Source organism: Aliirhizobium sp. YIM B11859, assembly GCF_057163345.1.
Map to the genome: position 1 here is coordinate 1,272,820 of NZ_JBXHAY010000001.1, position 17,089 is coordinate 1,289,908.

Sequence of the window (17,089 nt, forward strand, 5' to 3'; positions counted from 1 at the left end):
GTTTCTCGGCGTCTTTAGGACTTTGCTCAGAAATAACTAACCCGAACATTTTGTCAATAAGCCGAACATTTCAGCTAATACCGGAACATTTTACGCATAATGTTGACATTTTCGGCCTTTTTTCACTCATCACTCGCATGGATTTTTCGCCAAGCTCATTTCGGGCCGCCAGAGCTTTATTGAACATGGGGCAGGGGCAGGTTGCGTCTGCTGCCGGGGTCAGCCCCCGCGTCGTCATCAAGCTTGAGGATACCGGATATCAGGAGCCGCCTGAGGCAGCGCTCAAGGTGCATCTCTACTATAGAAACCAAGGTCTTGAATTCCTGGCTGCCACTGCCACTCTCGGACCCGGTGTTCGATGGCGAGTGGCTGGCCGACCCGACTTTTTCAACCGGCGTCAAATTCATGCCGGGCGCGTACTTCTTGACCGTCGACAGCTGGACTTCGCTGAGAAATTGAACGTAACGCGCAGCTTGATTGCGAAATTTGAAAGCGGCATAAAACGGAAACCGACGCAGGCGTTTGTAGATTCCGCTCTCAAAGCTTTGGAAGCTGACGGCGTCGTGATGATGCAGGATGGCGATGACGGTGGCTTTGGCGTTCGGCTTGTTAAGCCAGAGTCACAGGAGCAAACGACTCCGCAGGCCACCAGCTGACGATTGGTCGTTGTCTGGGCAGGTATTCGTTGCGTGACATGGCGACGTTGTCGGCGGTCAAAAATAACTGAAAAACTGCGAAACGAGTTCGGTCGCGGCGCTCATTTTTTTTCGCGACCGAGCCGCCATTCGGCGGTGCCGTCAAACAATTGAGCTTAACGTGCTGAGCGTAGGGCGATCCTATCTGATGGTGTGCCACATCAGGCTGAAGCAGCTACAGCGTTATTGAGGACGCGCAGCTTCAGCCTGATTACGAGAGGCTGTGCGTCCAACTTCAAGGAACCTGGTATCCCGATTGACTGAATTGCCACTTACGACCTATGGATGATGGCCCCGAAAATGGTACGGAATCATGCAAAAAACTGATGATGTCGGAAAACCCTTCAACATTGCGTCCTACGCGCTTCTGACGATGATGGTGGCGCAGGTGACGGGGCTGAAGCCCGGCGAGTTCGTCCATACGTTCGGCGATGCGCATATCTATTCCAATCATGTGGAGCAGGCAAAGCTGCAGATCACCCGCGAGCCTAAGCCTCTGCCGGTAATGAAGATCAATCCGGACGTGAAAGACATATTCGGCTTCAAGTTCGAGGATTTCGAACTTCAGAACTATGTGGCCGACGCGCATATCAAGGCGCCGGTGGCCGTGTGATGGACGGCGTTGCGAAGGCCGGCGTTCCGCTTGCCATTTTCGTGGCTGTCGCCAGCAATGGCGTGATCGGCCGTGACGGGGACATGCCCTGGAGGTTGTCCACCGATCTCAAGCGCTTCAAGGCGATGACATTGGGCAAGCCGATGATCGTCGGACGCAAGACGCTCGATTCCTTCGGCGGCAAACCTCTGCCCGGGCGGCCGCATGTGGTGGTGACGCGTGATGTCGCGCGGCAGATCGACGGCGTCCAGCTGGCAGGCTCGCTGGACGATGCCGTCAGCAAGGCGCGGGCAATCGCCGCCGAGACGGGCGCCGATGAAATCGGCATCCTGGGAGGTGGCGAAATCTATCGACAGGCGATCGATCTGGCAGACGTTCTCTACGTCACCCATGTCGAGGCCGAGATCGCCGATGGCGATACCGTTTTCCCCGCGATCGATCCGAGGTCGTTCGAGAAGCTGTCGGAGGAACTGATTCCGGCGGGCGAAAAGGACAGTTACGCGACCCGCTTCGCCGTTTACCGTCGAAAAATTGCGGCAAACTGAAACAATTCGTTACCGTTGACTTGGAAGTTATTGAACGCGCGTTGAAAGCGCTGTCTCTGATACCTATAACGGGCTGGAACCCCTGCTGTTCTTCGAAAAGTTGCGCGGCGAGGGAAGGGAGACACTTAAAAAGAGGTTTTGATGCCCTGGAGCAATCAGAATGGCGGCGGCGGCCCTTGGGGCGGCGGCGGCAATGGCGGCGGTAATAATCAAGGGGGAGGGCCCTGGGGTCAGGGACCGAACCGTCCACGCGGTGGCGGCGGCGGCAATGGCGGGCCGCCCGACATCGAGGATATCATCCGTCGCAGTCAGGATCGGCTGAAAGGGTTCATCCCGGGCGGCTTCAACGGCGGTGCGGTGGTGATCGTGCTTCTGGTGGTTGCCGCCTTTCTGGTATTCCAGTCCATCTATACGGTTCAGCCGGATGAACGCGGCGTTGAACTGAGATTCGGCAAGCCCAAGGAAGAAATTTCCATGCCGGGCCTGCATTTCCACCTGTGGCCGCTCGAAACCGTCGAGATCGTCAAGGTGACCGAGCAGCAGCAGAATATCGGTGCCTCGCGCGGATCGAATTCCAATGTCGGCTGGATGCTGACCGGCGACCAGAACATCGTCAATGTACAGTTCTCGGTCCTGTTCACCGTGACCGATCCGAAATCCTATCTGTTCAACCTGGAAACGCCGGCAGCGACGTTGCAGCAGGTGGCTGAAAGCGCCATGCGCGAAGTCGTCGGCCGTCGACCGGCACAGGACATTTTCCGCGACAACCGCGAGGAAATCTCCACCGAGGTCCGCAATATCATCCAGGGTACGATGGATACCTATGGCTCGGGTATTGCCATCAATGCCGTGCCGATCGAGGACGCAGCGCCGCCGCGCGAAGTGGCAGACGCGTTCGAAGAAGTGCAGCGCGCCGAGCAGGACGAGGACCGGTTCCTCGAAGAAGCCAACCAGTATGCCAACCAGAAGCTTGGTCAGGCACGCGGTCAGTCGGCACAGATCCGCGAAGAGGCATCCGCCTACAAGGATCGCGTCGTCAACGAAGCACAGGGTGAGGCGCAGCGCTTCATCTCCATCTACAACGAATATGCCAACGCGCCCGAAGTGACGCGCCGCCGCATCTTCATCGAGACGATGGAAACGGTGCTGAAATCGTCCAACAAGATCATCATGGATGGCCAGCAGCAGGGTGCGGTACCCTATCTTCCGCTCAACGAGATGATCCGCAATCAGGCCGCATCGCAGCAGGGAGGCAGCAAATGATTTCCAACAGGCTGCCAGCCCTCCTTATCGGCCTCGCCGTCATTCTTTTCCTCGTCTACTCGTCGGTATTCGTGGTCAATCAGCGCGAACAGGCCATCGTCATCCGTTTCGGTGAAATCCAGGACGTGAAACGCGAGCCCGGCATCTATTTCAAGCTGCCATTCGCCTTCATGGATGCCGACCGGGTTCAGTATGTCGAAAACCGCGCACTGCGCTTCGATCTCGACAATATCCGCGTCCAGGTCCGGGGCGGTGCATTCTACGAAGTCGACGCTTTCGTGGTTTACGCAATCAATGATCCGCGGAAGTTCCGCGAAACCGTCTCAGGTGACCGGGTATCGGCTGAATCGCGTCTCAGCACGCGCCTCGATGCGGCTCTTCGCCGGGTCTATGGTCTACGCAACTTCAGTGCGGCGCTTTCCGACGAACGCGTCTCGATGATGCAGGAAGTGCGCTCTGATCTGAACAGTGCTGCCGAATCGCTGGGACTGAGCATTCGCGACGTACGTATTCGCCGTACCGACCTTACGCAGGAAGTTTCGACGCAGACCTTCCAGCGCATGCGGGCCGAACGTCTGGCCGAAGCGGAACTTATCCGTGCACGCGGTAACGAAGCCGGTCAGCGCCGGCGTGCTATCGCCGATCGCCAGGTCGTCGAGTTCGTTTCGGAAGCCCAGCGGGATTCGGAAATCCTGCGCGGTCAGGGCGATGCCGAGCGTAACCGCATCTTCGCCGATGCGTTCAAACGGGATCCGAGCTTCTTCGAGTTCTACCGGTCGATGCGAGCCTATGTGTCGGCGCTCGGCGACAATAATACGACCATGGTGCTGTCTCCGGACTCGCAGTTCTTCAAATACTTCGAGTCTCCCGACGGGATAACGCCACCGGCCGCTGCTGCTCCGGCAACACCGGCTCCGGCAAACTGATCATGGCAAAGATGAGGGCGGCTTTGGCCGCCCTTTTCAGTTTTATGTGCAGGGATCGGCCTTCTCACGAAAAGGTAATTTCCCGCAAAGCCATTCCACCCTATTCTCTGCCGAAACTCTGCCCGATTCAGCCGCTCCAATGAGCAGTTCGACAACGCCCACGATCCGGGCGATGCAGATAGTCAAAATTGCGAGGAGGCCAGATGGCTCAGCAGGTTCGATCGTCCTGGAAGCGCTTTGCCTTGGGAGGCATTGCGCTGGCTGTTGCCGTCGCTCCGGTGTCCAGCTGGGCACAAACACCGGCCCCGTCCCAGACGCAGGTGCCGGCAAAGCCTGCACCTTCGCCGTCGCAGGGCGGTACATCCGGCGGTGCCATGTTGCCGGCACCGCCGTCGCCGACGCGGTCGTTCAATCCGCCGCCGTCGCCAGCCGCGAACATGGCGCCGGCAGGCCCTGCATCGCTTGCGGATCTCTCCGAGGGCCTGCTCGACGCGGTGGTCAACATCTCCACGTCGCAGAGCGTCAAGGACGGCGGCAACGGACCGCAGCAGCCGCAGATCCAGGAAGGCTCGCCATTCCAGGAGTTCTTCGACGACTTTTTCGACGGCGAGGACGGGCAGAAGGGCAACCAGAAGGTCTCATCGCTGGGATCAGGCTTCGTCATCGATCCGTCCGGTTACGTGGTGACGAACAATCACGTCATCGAGGGCGCGGACGACATCGAGGTCGTTTTCGCCAATGGCACGAAGCTGAAGGCAACGCTGATCGGGACCGATACGAAAACCGATCTTTCGGTGCTGAAGGTGGAACCCAAGGCGCCGCTGAAGGCGGTACCGTTCGGCGATTCACGCCGGATGCGCATCGGCGACTGGGTGATGGCGATCGGCAATCCGTTCGGTCTCGGTGGATCGGTGACGCTCGGCATTATCTCTGCGCGCGGCCGCAACATCAATGCCGGCCCCTATGACAACTTCATCCAGACGGATGCCGCGATCAACAAGGGCAATTCCGGCGGCCCGCTGTTCAACATGCGCGGCGAGGTGATCGGCATCAACACGGCGATCATTTCTCCCTCCGGCGGCTCCATCGGCATCGGCTTTGCGGTGCCGACCGAGATCGCAGAAAACGTCGTTCACCAGCTGATCGAGTTCGGCGAGACCCGGCGCGGGTGGCTCGGCGTGCGGATCCAGCCGGTGACGGACGATATTGCCGAAAGCCTCGGCCTCGATCGTGCCCGGGGCGCGCTGGTTTCCGGCATCGTCAACGATGGCCCGATCAAGAGCGGCGAGATCAAGGCCGGCGACGTGATCGTCAGCTTCGACGGTTCGCCGGTCAATGAAATGCGCGACCTGCCGCGTATCGTGGCCGAAAGCCCGGTCGGCAAGGAAGTCGATGTCGTCATCATGCGTGACGGCAAGCAGCAGAAGGTCAAGGTGACACTCGGCCGCCTCGAAGACAGCGCACAGCCGGCCGATGCGGAAGATGACGATCCGGATGGCGGCGACGCGCCGGACGCGGGCAACGGCACTGATCAGGGCGCCGAGCAGAGCAAGGATCCGGTAAAGGCCTATGGCATGACGATCGCGGTTCTCGACGAGGAACAGCGCAAGAGCTTCGGCATTGCCGAAAGTGTCGAAGGCGTGGTGGTGACCGAAGTGGTGCCGGGTTCGCTCGCCGCCGAAAAGGGCGTAAAGCCGGGTGAGGTCATTGTCGAAGTGGCGCAGGACTTTATCGAAGCGCCGGGCGACGTGACGACGCGCATGCAGGCGCTGAAAGCCGAGGGTCGCCGCAACGCCCATATCATGATCGCCGACAAGAGCGGCAATCTCCGTTTCGTCGCCATACCGCTGGATTGATCAGGTCATTTTATTGATGAGGCATGTCGGCGGGCGTCAGGCCCGCCGCTTCCCGTCAGCCAGCCATTTGCGGCGGGTGACGGCGTAGACGACATGCTGTTTCAGGTGGGGATGCGTATCCGGTACGCGCGGATGGATGAAATCCAGCTGCGGGGTCCGGTGCATGCCGAGCCGCTTCATGACTGCAGTCGAGCGGCGGTTTGTCTCTACGGCGAAGGATACGATCGTTTCCAGCTTCCTTGACGAAAAGGCCCAGTCGATAAGGCCTTTTGCTGCTTCCGTTGCGTAACCGTTGCCCCAGAAACGCGTCGCCAGGCGCCAGCCGATTTCGATGGTTTCTTCGGGAAAGACGCCGGTAAAATTCGGCCGGGTCAGGCCACAAAAGCCCATCGGCTGGCCGGTCTCCTTCAGCACGATGGCGTAAAAGCCCGTGCCGTCGTCCCTGAACATGTTGTTGAGTTTGCCGAGCAGGGCATCCGATTCGTCGTCACGACGGCGAAACGGAAAGAACTCCATCACTTTCGGATCGCCATTGATCTCTCGGAAAAGGTCGCGATCGGAAGGCAGCCACGTCGCAAGAAGCAGACGGTGCGTTTGCGCGATTGCGACCCTCTCGTTCATGCGGGCTCACTCAGAATTTACGAAGTCACTTTTCCGGTAACCCTGGATGTAGAGGAGGGCGGTCAGATCGCCATGGTCGATGCGCATTTTTGCCTCTGCCGCGACGGCCGGCTTGGCGTGGAGGGCCACGCCGGATCCTGCAATGCCGAGCATGCCGAGGTCATTGGCGCCATCGCCAACCGCGATTACGTCGCCAGGCGTGATGCCGAGCCTTGCCGAGATATCTTCGAGCGCGTCGACCTTGGCCTGCTTGCCGAGGATCGGCTCGGCAACTTCGCCGGTCAGGACGCCATCCTTTTCGAGCAGGACATTGGCGCGGTTTTCGTCGAATCCGAGTGCGGCGGCGATCCGGCTGGTGAAGACGGTGAAACCACCCGAGACGAGTGCCGAATAATACCCCTTCGCCTTCATCGTGGTGATCAGCTCCTGCCCACCCGATGTGAAAGTGATCCGCTTGGCGATGACTTCGTCGACGACCGAAATCGGCAGGCCCTTGAGCAGCGAGACGCGCTCGCGAAGAGCTGGCTCGAATGCGATCTCGCCGTTCATTGCCCGTGCGGTGATGGTCGCAACCTTGTCCTTCAGGCCGACGACATCGGCGAGTTCATCGATGCATTCCTGCCCGATCATGGTGGAATCCATGTCGGCAATCAGAAACTGCTTGCGACGGGTCTCCGCCTGCTGCACGACGATGTCGATCGGGACTGCGCCAATGGCCGTGCGCAATCTGACTTCGGCTGCCTCGATATTCTCGCTGTCGTGCAGCGCGATATCGCAGGCGACGCCGTCCGCCAGCCAATAGAGACCCGAGGTTTTCACGGCCGCCGCCGCTTGCTCTGCGAGAGCCGGCGTGAGAACCGGGTTTGACGGATGGGCAATGAGCGTGGCAACGAAAGCCATATGGAGAACCTTGTGCAAGAAACCGACGCGATCCTGATAACCGGGCCGACCGCCAGCGGCAAGTCGGCGCTCGCCTTGCGACTGGCAAAGGAGCGCAACGGTGTCGTCATCAACGCCGATAGCATGCAGGTCTACGACACGTTGAGAGTGCTGACGGCGCGTCCTTCCGAGGACGAGATGGGGGAGGTCCAGCACCGTCTCTATGGCCATGTACCGGCTATAAAGTCCTATTCGACGGGAGAGTGGCTGCGCGATGTTGCCGATCTGCTGCGGGAAATTCGCGGACGCGGACAGTTGCCGGTGGTGATCGGCGGGACGGGTCTGTATTTCAAGGCCCTGACCGGCGGATTGTCGGATATGCCGGAAATCCCGCAGGAGATCCGCTGCGAGGTCAGGCTGCGGCTCAAGGAAGAGGGGCCGGAAGTCCTTCATGCGGAGCTTCTGAAAACGGATGCCACAGTCGCCGGGGTGCTTGAACCAAGGGACGGGCAGAGGATCGTGCGGGCGCTGGAAGTGTTTGCCGCGACCGGCCGCTCGATTTCCGAATTCCAGGGCAGCCGAGGCCCGGTGATCATCGACGCTGCGAAAGCGCGGAAATTCGTCGTGCTTCCGGATCGCGCCATCCTGCAGGCGCGAATCAACCGGCGTTTTGAGGCGATGTTCGAAGACGGCGCGGTCGAAGAAGTCGAGGCGCTGCTTCGGCTGGACCCTTCTTTGGATGTGCCGGCGATGAAGGCGATCGGCGTGCGCGAAATTGCCGAGATGCTCAAGGGACGGATGACCGGACCTGAGGTTATCGAGCGCAGTTCGGCACTGACGCGCCAATATGCCAAGCGGCAGATGACGTGGTTCCGCAACCAGATGGATGACAGCTGGCAGCGCATCGACGGCACGGCGTCTTCGCTTCAATCCTTTTCGTAGAGGCTGCTCAGCGGCTTTTTCAGCAGGCTCTCTCGGAACGACCCTTCGCGCTTGAGGAAGGGGTTCGGCCGGGCCGATTGTTCGGGCGAGGGCGGCGGAGGTGATACGGGCCTGTCGCGCAATGGCAGCGGCGAACGGCCGTCAAGCCGCGGCGGCTCCATCGTCCTTGCGGCCGGTCGGGGCAGCATATCCGGGTGATAGGGCACTGCCGGCGGGCTTTCGCCCGGATGAGTTGCGCCCGATGGGCCGAGTTCACGCTTCCAGCGTTGCAGTTCGAGATCGTTTGCGGGCTGGAAATCGGCAGAGGTGCCCTGCACGAAGGGTGCTGCCGGTGCTTCGCCCGCTGCTTCCGCCGCGAGATAGCTTTGCTGGAAGCTGCTGATATCCGGTCCGCTGCTGACGGAACGCATGCGTGACACGATCGACCTGAGGTCGACGGTATCCGGCGTCTCTTCCATGCCCTTGTCGGCCACGCCATGCGCCTTGGGCAGGTGATTGTTGTCCACATGGCTGAACTTCATGCGCATCGGCACGGCAATCGCCTCGCCAAAAGCGATAGCTTCACCATTGCCGATGGAGGACAGGAAGCTGGTGGTGGAAATCGACGAGTTCGGAATGGCGGACTTGATGATCTCCTGGTCACGGTCGTTCGACAGGCGCATGGCAAACAGCGTCGAACACTGCGACAGGATGGTCTGATCGAGTTCTCCGGGGCGCTGGGTGATGATGCCGAGGGAGACGCCGTATTTGCGGCCTTCCTTGGCGATGCGGGCGATCGCCTGGCGTGTGGGGACGAAGCCGAGTGCAGGGTCGGCCGGTACATAACGGTGAGCTTCTTCGCAGACCACCAGCATGTGGATGGCGCCATTGCTCCAGAGCGCAAGCTCGAAGGCCATGCGGCAGAGGATCGACGCGACAGAATTGACCACTTCCGACGGGATGCCGGCAAGCTGGAAGGTCGAGATCGGCCGATCGTCGCCGGGAATTCGGAATATATGCGCAATGGTCTCCATGATCGTGTCGTTGATCGTGTTGTTGGAGAACATGAAATGGTAGCGCGGATCGTTGATGGCAGACATGACCCGCATCTTGAGCGACCTGAGCGCGGGTTTCTCGGCGCGGCCCTCAAGCCGTCCGATCCGGTCGTCGATCAGCGCCAGGAGATCGGCCATGCGGTAGGGAACCGGTGTGTCGGCGGTGACTGAGGTCTTTTCCGTGCTCCGCCGCGTCAGGCTGGAATCGCTGCCGCGAAAGGCACGTTTTGCCTCCGGGATCAGGTCGCGCAGGATGTCCAGTTCGTCAGGGATGGCTGGACGACCGCGGAAAACCACTTCAGCGAACTCTTCGAGCCGCATCAGCCAGAATGGCAGGTCGAGCGTGTCGGTGTCGACGACGACCGCGTGTTCAGGGAAGGCGGCGGCAAATTCGTTATGCGGATCAAGGATGAGGACGCGCAGCTTCGGATCGGCTTCTATCGCCCGGTGCAGGAGAAGCGAGACCGCAGTCGACTTGCCGACACCGGTCGAGCCGACGATGGCGAAATGCTTGGACAGCATGGTCGGCACGTGGATCGAGGCATCGATGCTTTCATCCTGCGTCAGCTTGCCGATAACGCAGGTTTCGCTCTTCTTCGGGTCGTAGATCTTGATCAGGTCGGCGGTGCGGATACGATGGGCGATGGCCCCGAGATAGGGGTAACGGGAGATGCCGCGGGAAAACTCTTCGCGTCCGTCGTCTGCGACACGGACTTCCCCGAGCAGCTCGACCTCGATCTGAAATTTCGTATCTTCGGTCTCTGCCCAGTCCTTGACGCCGGTCTGCATCGAATAGGCAAGCGCCACAACGCGGTTTCTGCCGACGCTGATCGAGATCAGGCGGCCGACGGACCATAATTCCGTGAGTTCGGTGTCGCCACGTTCAGCAACGGCTGCGATCGTCGCATGGGCGCCGTTGCACGCGACCACCCGCCCGAGGAAGCGGTTGCCCGGCTTCAGCGTGTCCCGACGGTCTTGTTCTCCCTTGTCCGGGGAGCTGTGGATGTCGTCATTCAGCAAGAGGCGCCCCTGCCACCTAGGAATGAAATTCAGGCCCGCATTCAGGCCGGCGCACTAATGCGGCACATTATGACGCGCCCCTTAACAACTGGTGTAGGGTTCAGGGTCAACATCCGCGACCGCTGTGCCAACAAAGGTCATCGCGCATGATTTTGCGTGTCTGCGCGTTGACGAATGGATCTTATGCAGCTAACACTCCCGACCATGAAAATTTCGCAGGCAATTATTGTGGTGGGAACGCGCATGGGCAGGACGGTGTAACCGTCCGGCGATAGCCACCCATGCGCGAAAAGACAGGCTCCTCAAGGGGCCTTTTTTTATGCCCAAAATCCGGCTCGGAGGAGCCGCCGGAAACAATCCAGGAATGAACGGACGAGGACATGACGGATAGCAGGAACCAGATGCCAGATAATCAAATGACGGGCGCGGAGATCGTTCTGAGGGCGCTGAAGGACAATGGCGTAGAACACCTATTCGGTTACCCGGGTGGAGCAGTCCTGCCGATCTATGACGAGATCTTCCAGCAGGACGACATCCAGCACATTCTGGTGCGCCACGAGCAGGGTGCCGGCCATGCGGCCGAAGGTTATGCCCGCTCGACCGGCAAGGTCGGTGTCATGCTGGTGACGTCCGGTCCGGGGGCGACCAATGCCGTCACCCCGCTGCAGGACGCGCTGATGGATTCGATCCCGCTCGTCTGCCTGACCGGCCAGGTTCCGACGACGCTGATCGGTTCGGATGCTTTCCAGGAAGCCGATACGGTCGGCATCACGCGTCCCTGCACCAAGCACAACTGGCTGGTGAAGGATGTCAACGAACTCGCAGGCATCATCCATGAAGCCTTCCGCATTGCGCAGACCGGTCGTCCGGGCCCGGTTGTCGTCGATATTCCCAAAGATGTTCAGTTCGCCACCGGCACCTATACGCCGCCGTCCGAAACGGTCATCCTGAAGAGCTACCAGCCGAAGGTCGACGGTGATATCAACGCGATCCATGCCGCCGTCGAGCTGATGGCGACGGCACGCCGGCCGATCCTCTATACCGGTGGCGGCGTCATCAATTCCGGGCCGGAAGCATCCAAGCTGCTGCGCGAACTGGTCGAGCTCACCAATATGCCGATCACCTCGACGCTGATGGGGCTTGGTGCCTATCCGGCATCGGGCAAGAACTGGCTCGGCATGCTCGGCATGCACGGTTCCTATGAAGCCAACCTTGCGATGCATGACTGCGACGTGATGGTCTGCGTCGGCGCGCGTTTCGACGACCGTATCACTGGCCGTCTCAACGCGTTTTCGCCGAATTCGAAGAAGATCCATATCGATATCGATCCGTCGTCGATCAACAAGAACGTCCGGGTCGATATCCCGATCATCGGCGATGTCGGTCGGGTTCTCGAGGATATGGTTCGCCTCTGGCGGGCTCTGCCGAAAAAACCGGAGTCCGCGCAGACCAAGGACTGGTGGGCCGAAATCGAGCAGTGGCGCGCGAAGAAGTCGTTCTCCTACAAGAACTCGAACGACGTGATCATGCCGCAATACGCTTTGGAGCGTCTCTACGAGGCGAGCAAGGGGCGTGAGACGTTCATCACGACGGAAGTCGGGCAACATCAGATGTGGGCGGCGCAGTTCTTCGGTTTCGAAGAACCGAACCACTGGATGACCTCCGGTGGTCTCGGGACGATGGGTTACGGTCTGCCGGCGGCACTCGGCGTGCAGGTGGCACATCCGGATGCTCTGGTCATCGACATTGCCGGCGATGCATCGATCCAGATGTGCATCCAGGAAATGTCCTGCGCGATCCAGCATAACCTGCCGGTCAAGATCTTCATCCTGAACAACCAGTATATGGGCATGGTGCGCCAGTGGCAGCAGCTTCTGCACGGCAATCGGTTGTCGAATTCCTATACGGAGGCGATGCCGGACTTCGTCAAGCTGGCTGAGGCCTATGGTGCCGTCGGCATGTATTGCGACGATCCGAAGGAACTCGACGACAAGATCGCCGAGATGATCGCCGTCGACAAACCGGTGATCTTCGATTGCCGCGTTGCCAATCTCGCCAACTGCTTCCCGATGATCCCGTCGGGCAAGGCCCATAACGAGATGCTGCTGCCGGACGATGCGACGGATGAAGCGGTTGCTACGGCCATCGATGCAAAGGGCCGGCAGCTCGTCTGATCGAGCAGCTGTTCTTAAGGAAACGCTTGAGGAAACGGACCCAATACAATGAACGCACATCAACAGCCGACCGGCTCCGCCTATTTCATCAGCCCCGAGACAGCCAAGGCGGAGAGCCACACGCTTTCCGTCCTCGTCAACAACGAACCGGGCGTGCTTGCGCGGGTGATCGGCCTCTTCTCCGGCCGCGGCTACAATATCGAAAGCCTTACCGTTTCGGAGACGGAGCACGAGGCGCATCTGTCACGCATTACCATCGTCACCAACGGCACGCCGACCGTGCTGGAGCAGATCAAGGCACAGCTTGAGCGGATCGTTCCGGTGCATCGGGTACTCGACCTGACGGTCCGGGCGAGGGATTTCGGCCAGGAGCGACCGATCGAGCGCGAGGTCGCACTCGTCAAGGTCGTCGGCCAGGGTGAACGCCGGGCGGAAACGCTGAGGCTTGCCGATGCCTTCCAGGCGAAGGTGGTCGATGCGACGGTGGAGCATTTCATCTTCGAGATCACCGGTAAGTCGTCAAAGATCGACCAGTTCGTAGCGGTGATGAAGCCGCTCGGGCTGATCGAGATCTGCCGCACGGGCATTGCCGCGATGAACCGCGGCCCACAGGGGATGTAATCGGCTCTTTATGTCATCGACAAAGGCAATCGTCCGCGCTAGGCGAGTTCAACCCAGTGAATTCAGCCGCGGATGGTGTCTGCCTTGAAACATGATGATCCCGACAGGATCGGGGGAAAGCCATGGCTTCCCCCGATCGGCACGCCGATCGGTGCCATGCATTGGCTCCGCGACGACCTGCCCTGGGTCAGGGACTATCTGGGGCTGGATGAGATCCGCACCTGTTTCACGCCCGGAATCGCCGGCACGATCGCCTGGGGCGGGCGGATTGGTTCGAAGATCACCCGGGCGATAGCCACCGCCCGCCTGCTGCCGCATTGGCGGCTGGAAGACGGCTTTCTTCGATCGGTCGGCTTGGGCAAATCAGGCTCGCTGCCGCTGTCGATCGTGGCCGACGATCTCGGGCTTTCCACCGACGCTGCGGTTGCATCGCGGCTGGAACGGTTGATCGCCGAGGCCGATGACGCTGATGCGGGCGTGGGTGCCAGTGTCCGTGAGGCTTTGCTCGAGCACGGCCTTTCCAAATACAATCACCTGCCGCATGACGAGCCGACATTCGAGCGGACGGCCAAGCGGCGTGTGCTGCTCGTCGACCAGGTGCGCGGCGACGTTTCGGTGCCACGTTCGCTGGGCTCGGAAAAATCGTTCGCGCTCATGCTCGACGAGGCGCTGGCAAGCGGCGCTCACTGCATCGTGCGCACTCATCCGGATGTGATTGCCGGTTATCGCCGGGGGTATCTGACCGAAATGGCCGCCGGCCGGCCGGGGGTGGAGCTTTCCGCCGAGCCGGTATCCGCTGCCGCGATGCTCAAGGCGGTGGACGAGGTGTGGACCGTGGCGAGCCAATTCGGCTTCGATGCGCTTCTGCGTGGCGTACCGGTACGCTGTTATGCGGCGCCGTTCTATTCCGGATGGGGGCTGACCGAGGACAGGATGAGTGCAAGGGCGTCGCGCATCATTTCCGGTCGCCGGATGGTGAGACGCGGCATCGATCATCTCGCTGCCGCCGCCTTCGTCCATTACCCGATCTACCGTGATCCCGAAACATGGCAGGCGACCGATGTTTTTCAGACTATCGAGGCGATCGTTGCCGGCCGCAAGGCGCTATAACATTTCGAGCGGCTGTTTGCTGCGCGGCGGCGGGAATGCCGTATCGAGCGCTGCCCAATCCGCAGCGCTGATTTCGAGTGAGATGGCGCCGGCATTTTCCTCGACCCGCTCGGGGCTTGAGGATTTGGGGATGGCAACGACGCCCGGTTGCCTGATGAGGAAGGCAAGCGCTATCTGTGCCGGTGTTGCCTGATAGGCCTTGGCGATACGCACCAGTTCGCCATTGCGCAGGATGCGGCCCTGTTCGATCGGCGAATAGGCCATAAGAGGAATTCTGCGTTCCTGGCACCAGGGCAGAAGGTCGTATTCGACGCCGCGCCGCGAGAGATTATAGAGTACCTGGTTGGCGGCGCAGTTCTCTCCACCCGGCACGCCCACCAGTTCCTGCATGTCTTCAAGATCGAAGTTGGAGACGCCCCAGGCGCCGATCTTGCCGGTCTCGCGGAGATGCTCGAAGCCGGAGACGGTCTCCTCCAGCGGGTATTCGCCGCGCCAGTGCAGGAGGTAGAGATCGATCCGGTCCGTCTTCAGTCGCTTCAGACTACGCTCGCAGGCGTCGATCACGCCGCGACGACTGGCATTCCAGGGATAGACCTTGCTGACCAGAAAGGTCTCATCGCGCCGGCCGGCGATCGCCCTGCCGGTGATGATCTCGGCGCCGCCCTCACCATACATCTCTGCCGTGTCGATCAGCGTCATGCCGAGGTCGAGACCGCGTTTCAGGCTTGATATTTCCTGCTCTGCGAGGCGGGCATCCTCGCCCATCTTCCAGGTGCCGAGCCCCAGTGTCGGCACCCCGATACCGGAGGGGAGGCGGGTGGCGGGAATATCGGGCATGATGACGTGTCCTCGGCCATGACGTGATGGGGATAACCTAATGTCCGGCGATCAAATGCCAAGCGGTGGTCACGATGGAAACTGGCGATAGCACTCTTCTGCGACCTTCTGCAACGTCGCCCGGGAGACCTCGCCCGTGACGGCATAACCGAGGCCGTCATCGATCCAGTAGAAGGTTTCAAGTTCTCCGGAAGAGGCGAAACGGAAGCTTGTCGTTGCATTGTCGGGATCGCGTCCGACGATCACCGTCAGGCGTCCGCCGGTGGCATCCTCATACATGAACATCGCACCTGCCTTGCCGGCGACGGGCAGAAGCCTGCCGCCGACGAGACGGTAACCAAGCGACTGGAGGTTGGGGACCTTGAGATCGGCGATCGACAGACGTTTGCCGAGCCAGGTCGCCAGATGTGCCTCCTCGTCCGCATAGACCTCGACCGGATGCCGGACCTCGCTTGCATAAACGAGATAGGCGTTCTTCGCTTCACTCGGAAGGATGTCGGTATAGGCCAGCGTAATGTCCGGCCTGGCGAACAGGGCAGGGCCGTAATGACCGGCTACCCCGCCGAGAACGAAGACAACCGTTGCGGCAGCGGCAAGAGCGAGGCGCCCATGCGCAGAAAAGCGGTTTCGCGGGCCGCTCGAGACAAGCCGGATATCGGATGAGCCCGATTTTTCATATGGCGCAAAGGCTGCACGCAGTCGGTCATTCTGTGCCTGCCAATCGACGATCATCTCGCGGGCGTCGGGATTTTCGGCAAGGAATGCGTCGACTTCCCGGCGCTCCGCATCGTCGAGCAGGCCATCGACATAGGCGTGTAGCTGTTCCTCTGAAACCGGGGGGCGCTGGCTCATTTCGGTCTCCGCAATGGAATGATGTTTTCCTCCCGCATTTTTTCTCTCAGGCTCGATCGCGCGCGCGAAAGCCGCGACATGACAGTGCCGAGGGGGATCTCGAGCATGTCTGCCACCTCATGATAGGCGTGTCCCTCAACGACGACCAGCATCAGCACAGCACGAAATTCCGCCGGCAGGCTTGCAAGCGACTGCGCCAGCCGGCGTGCCTCCAGCGGATCGCCGGCAGTTACAGACAGATCCTCGATTTCGGTTCCTTCGAGCGTCACCGAGGGGTGGCGTGCGCGATAACGGCGTGCGTTGAGGTGAAGATTGGTCATGATACGATAGGTCCACGCCTTGAAATTCGTACCACGCCATTGTCTGCGGCTTGCAAGTGCCTTCTCGACGCAGTCCTGCAGCAGATCCTCGCTCTCGGTGTCCGATCGCGTCAGGCTGCGCGAGTAGCGGCGCAACTGCGGCAGAACGGCGAGGATACGCGTCTCGAAGGCGGCAGGCGCGAGATTTTCATCCTCTCGCGCCGCAGACCTTTGCGTGTCGGGAAGGTCAGGGCTTGGCGACATGCCAGACGCCGTTCACGCCGTCGCCGGTAGTGTCGCCTTCCTTCATGTCCTTGACCCAGTAATAGAGCGGCATACCGTCCTTGGCCCATTGTTTGGCCCCGTCCTTGCGGGTGACGACAGAGTATGCACCTTCTGCCTTCGCATCGGAAGCGGCCATGACCGGCGGCCAGTTCTGGGCGCATTTGTCATAGCAGTTGGACATGCCGGATGTGTCATTCTTGAAAGTGTAGACCGTCATGCCCTTTTCGCCGGCAAGCACGTCTCCCTTGTCGGTCTTGACCGTCTTCAGGGGGCTGTCGGCATAGGCTGCGGTCGTCAGCGCAGCAAGAGCAGCCACAGCCAGAATGATCGTCTTCATGGATCGTCTCCTTAAGTTCAAGGCGGCTCTCTCCCGGCCGCATGTGTCATGACGCCGGGAGATCGGATTTTATTCCCTGAAAAACGCGATAATGTCCTCGCTCCGGGAGCGCGGTCTAAATCGCGATGGCTGGCTCCGGCAATTCCCCGCTTTGATTCATCTTTCGTTCTTTTCCTGTTG

General features: G+C 60.4%; 16 protein-coding genes and 1 pseudogene. 10 read left to right on the forward strand and 7 right to left on the reverse strand.

Annotated elements, in window-relative coordinates:
• The first annotated feature begins 137 nt into the window (after positions 1 to 137).
• The 6 genes and pseudogenes from AC2GXZ_RS05960 (at position 138) to AC2GXZ_RS05985 (ending at position 5,898) form a co-directional block, all read left to right on the forward strand.
• On the forward strand, positions 138 to 656 hold the full coding sequence (locus AC2GXZ_RS05960; protein WP_483758175.1) for a helix-turn-helix domain-containing protein: 519 nt from the start codon (positions 138 to 140) through the stop codon (positions 654 to 656).
• Positions 657 to 1,023: 367 nt separating this feature from the next.
• A pseudogene (gene thyA / locus AC2GXZ_RS05965) lies at positions 1,024 to 1,308 on the forward strand (thymidylate synthase); the annotation flags it as partial.
• Positions 1,308 to 1,853 carry a dihydrofolate reductase gene (locus AC2GXZ_RS05970; protein WP_483758176.1) on the forward strand — a complete coding sequence of 182 codons (546 nt, stop codon included), beginning with the start codon at positions 1,308 to 1,310 and terminating at the stop codon, positions 1,851 to 1,853. The pseudogene thyA and the gene AC2GXZ_RS05970, both read left to right, overlap by 1 nt.
• A 141-nt stretch (positions 1,854 to 1,994) precedes the next feature.
• Positions 1,995 to 3,116 carry an FtsH protease activity modulator HflK gene (gene hflK, locus AC2GXZ_RS05975; RefSeq protein WP_483758177.1) on the forward strand — a complete coding sequence of 374 codons (1,122 nt, stop codon included), beginning with the start codon at positions 1,995 to 1,997 and terminating at the stop codon, positions 3,114 to 3,116.
• On the forward strand, positions 3,113 to 4,042 hold the full coding sequence (gene hflC, locus AC2GXZ_RS05980; RefSeq protein WP_483758178.1) for a protease modulator HflC: 930 nt from the start codon (positions 3,113 to 3,115) through the stop codon (positions 4,040 to 4,042). The genes hflK and hflC overlap by 4 nt, the downstream gene beginning before the upstream one ends.
• 203 nt (positions 4,043 to 4,245) lie before the next feature.
• Entirely contained in the window at positions 4,246 to 5,898 is a 1,653-nt protein-coding gene (locus AC2GXZ_RS05985) for a Do family serine endopeptidase (protein ID WP_483758179.1), read from the forward strand.
• A 36-nt stretch (positions 5,899 to 5,934) separates the two neighbouring features.
• Here the strand turns inward: AC2GXZ_RS05985 and AC2GXZ_RS05990 are convergent, their stop codons facing one another.
• Positions 5,935 to 6,519, reverse strand: coding sequence for a GNAT family N-acetyltransferase (locus tag AC2GXZ_RS05990; protein WP_483758180.1), 585 nt, complete (start codon positions 6,517 to 6,519; stop codon positions 5,935 to 5,937).
• Between the two features lie 6 nt (positions 6,520 to 6,525).
• Positions 6,526 to 7,419, reverse strand: a complete 894-nt coding sequence (gene serB, locus AC2GXZ_RS05995; protein WP_483758181.1) for a phosphoserine phosphatase SerB — start codon at positions 7,417 to 7,419, stop codon at positions 6,526 to 6,528.
• Here serB and miaA point away from each other — a divergent pair, their 5' ends adjacent.
• Complete coding sequence (miaA, locus tag AC2GXZ_RS06000; protein ID WP_483758182.1) at positions 7,420 to 8,340, forward strand: tRNA (adenosine(37)-N6)-dimethylallyltransferase MiaA; 921 nt, start codon at positions 7,420 to 7,422, stop codon at positions 8,338 to 8,340.
• Here miaA and AC2GXZ_RS06005 read toward each other — a convergent pair.
• Positions 8,325 to 10,394, reverse strand: a complete 2,070-nt coding sequence (locus tag AC2GXZ_RS06005) for an ATP-binding protein (protein ID WP_483758183.1) — start codon at positions 10,392 to 10,394, stop codon at positions 8,325 to 8,327. The two genes, miaA and AC2GXZ_RS06005, sit on opposite strands and share 16 nt — an antisense overlap.
• 380 nt (positions 10,395 to 10,774) lie before the next feature.
• Here AC2GXZ_RS06005 and AC2GXZ_RS06010 point away from each other — a divergent pair, with 380 nt between their 5' ends.
• From AC2GXZ_RS06010 to AC2GXZ_RS06020, 3 genes are all read left to right on the forward strand, one after another.
• Positions 10,775 to 12,568: an acetolactate synthase 3 large subunit gene (locus tag AC2GXZ_RS06010; RefSeq protein ID WP_483758184.1), complete on the forward strand. Its 1,794-nt coding sequence runs from the start codon at positions 10,775 to 10,777 to the stop codon at positions 12,566 to 12,568.
• Positions 12,569 to 12,616: 48 nt separating this feature from the next.
• Positions 12,617 to 13,189 carry an acetolactate synthase small subunit gene (gene ilvN, locus AC2GXZ_RS06015; protein WP_483758185.1) on the forward strand — a complete coding sequence of 191 codons (573 nt, stop codon included), beginning with the start codon at positions 12,617 to 12,619 and terminating at the stop codon, positions 13,187 to 13,189.
• Between the two features lie 84 nt (positions 13,190 to 13,273).
• Complete coding sequence (locus AC2GXZ_RS06020; RefSeq protein WP_483758186.1) at positions 13,274 to 14,299, forward strand: capsular polysaccharide export protein, LipB/KpsS family; 1,026 nt, start codon at positions 13,274 to 13,276, stop codon at positions 14,297 to 14,299.
• Here AC2GXZ_RS06020 and AC2GXZ_RS06025 read toward each other — a convergent pair.
• The 4 genes from AC2GXZ_RS06025 to AC2GXZ_RS06040 form a co-directional block, all read right to left on the reverse strand.
• A complete protein-coding gene (locus AC2GXZ_RS06025) occupies positions 14,294 to 15,136 on the reverse strand; it encodes an aldo/keto reductase (protein WP_483758187.1) in 843 nt (280 codons plus the stop codon). The two genes, AC2GXZ_RS06020 and AC2GXZ_RS06025, sit on opposite strands and share 6 nt — an antisense overlap.
• A gap of 69 nt (positions 15,137 to 15,205) precedes the next feature.
• Positions 15,206 to 15,988 (reverse strand): anti-sigma factor family protein, encoded by a 783-nt coding sequence (locus AC2GXZ_RS06030; protein WP_483758188.1) that lies wholly within the window; start codon positions 15,986 to 15,988, stop codon positions 15,206 to 15,208.
• Positions 15,985 to 16,551, reverse strand: a complete 567-nt coding sequence (locus AC2GXZ_RS06035) for an RNA polymerase sigma factor (protein ID WP_483758189.1) — start codon at positions 16,549 to 16,551, stop codon at positions 15,985 to 15,987. The genes AC2GXZ_RS06030 and AC2GXZ_RS06035 overlap by 4 nt, the downstream gene beginning before the upstream one ends.
• On the reverse strand, positions 16,535 to 16,909 hold the full coding sequence (locus AC2GXZ_RS06040; protein ID WP_483758190.1) for a COG4315 family predicted lipoprotein: 375 nt from the start codon (positions 16,907 to 16,909) through the stop codon (positions 16,535 to 16,537). The genes AC2GXZ_RS06035 and AC2GXZ_RS06040 overlap by 17 nt, the downstream gene beginning before the upstream one ends.
• Positions 16,910 to 17,089 lie beyond the last annotated feature (180 nt).

Coding starts and splice junctions, on each gene's coding strand:
- AC2GXZ_RS05960 (WP_483758175.1), top strand. CDS start 138: ATGGATTTTTCGCCAAGCTCATTTCGGGCCGCCAGAGCTTTATTGAAC.
- AC2GXZ_RS05970 (WP_483758176.1), top strand. CDS start 1,308: ATGGACGGCGTTGCGAAGGCCGGCGTTCCGCTTGCCATTTTCGTGGCT.
- hflK (WP_483758177.1), top strand. CDS start 1,995: ATGCCCTGGAGCAATCAGAATGGCGGCGGCGGCCCTTGGGGCGGCGGC.
- hflC (WP_483758178.1), top strand. CDS start 3,113: ATGATTTCCAACAGGCTGCCAGCCCTCCTTATCGGCCTCGCCGTCATT.
- AC2GXZ_RS05985 (WP_483758179.1), top strand. CDS start 4,246: ATGGCTCAGCAGGTTCGATCGTCCTGGAAGCGCTTTGCCTTGGGAGGC.
- AC2GXZ_RS05990 (WP_483758180.1), bottom strand. CDS start 6,519: ATGAACGAGAGGGTCGCAATCGCGCAAACGCACCGTCTGCTTCTTGCG.
- serB (WP_483758181.1), bottom strand. CDS start 7,419: ATGGCTTTCGTTGCCACGCTCATTGCCCATCCGTCAAACCCGGTTCTC.
- miaA (WP_483758182.1), top strand. CDS start 7,420: ATGGAGAACCTTGTGCAAGAAACCGACGCGATCCTGATAACCGGGCCG.
- AC2GXZ_RS06010 (WP_483758184.1), top strand. CDS start 10,775: ATGACGGATAGCAGGAACCAGATGCCAGATAATCAAATGACGGGCGCG.
- ilvN (WP_483758185.1), top strand. CDS start 12,617: ATGAACGCACATCAACAGCCGACCGGCTCCGCCTATTTCATCAGCCCC.
- AC2GXZ_RS06025 (WP_483758187.1), bottom strand. CDS start 15,136: ATGCCCGATATTCCCGCCACCCGCCTCCCCTCCGGTATCGGGGTGCCG.
- AC2GXZ_RS06030 (WP_483758188.1), bottom strand. CDS start 15,988: ATGAGCCAGCGCCCCCCGGTTTCAGAGGAACAGCTACACGCCTATGTC.
- AC2GXZ_RS06035 (WP_483758189.1), bottom strand. CDS start 16,551: ATGTCGCCAAGCCCTGACCTTCCCGACACGCAAAGGTCTGCGGCGCGA.
- AC2GXZ_RS06040 (WP_483758190.1), bottom strand. CDS start 16,909: ATGAAGACGATCATTCTGGCTGTGGCTGCTCTTGCTGCGCTGACGACC.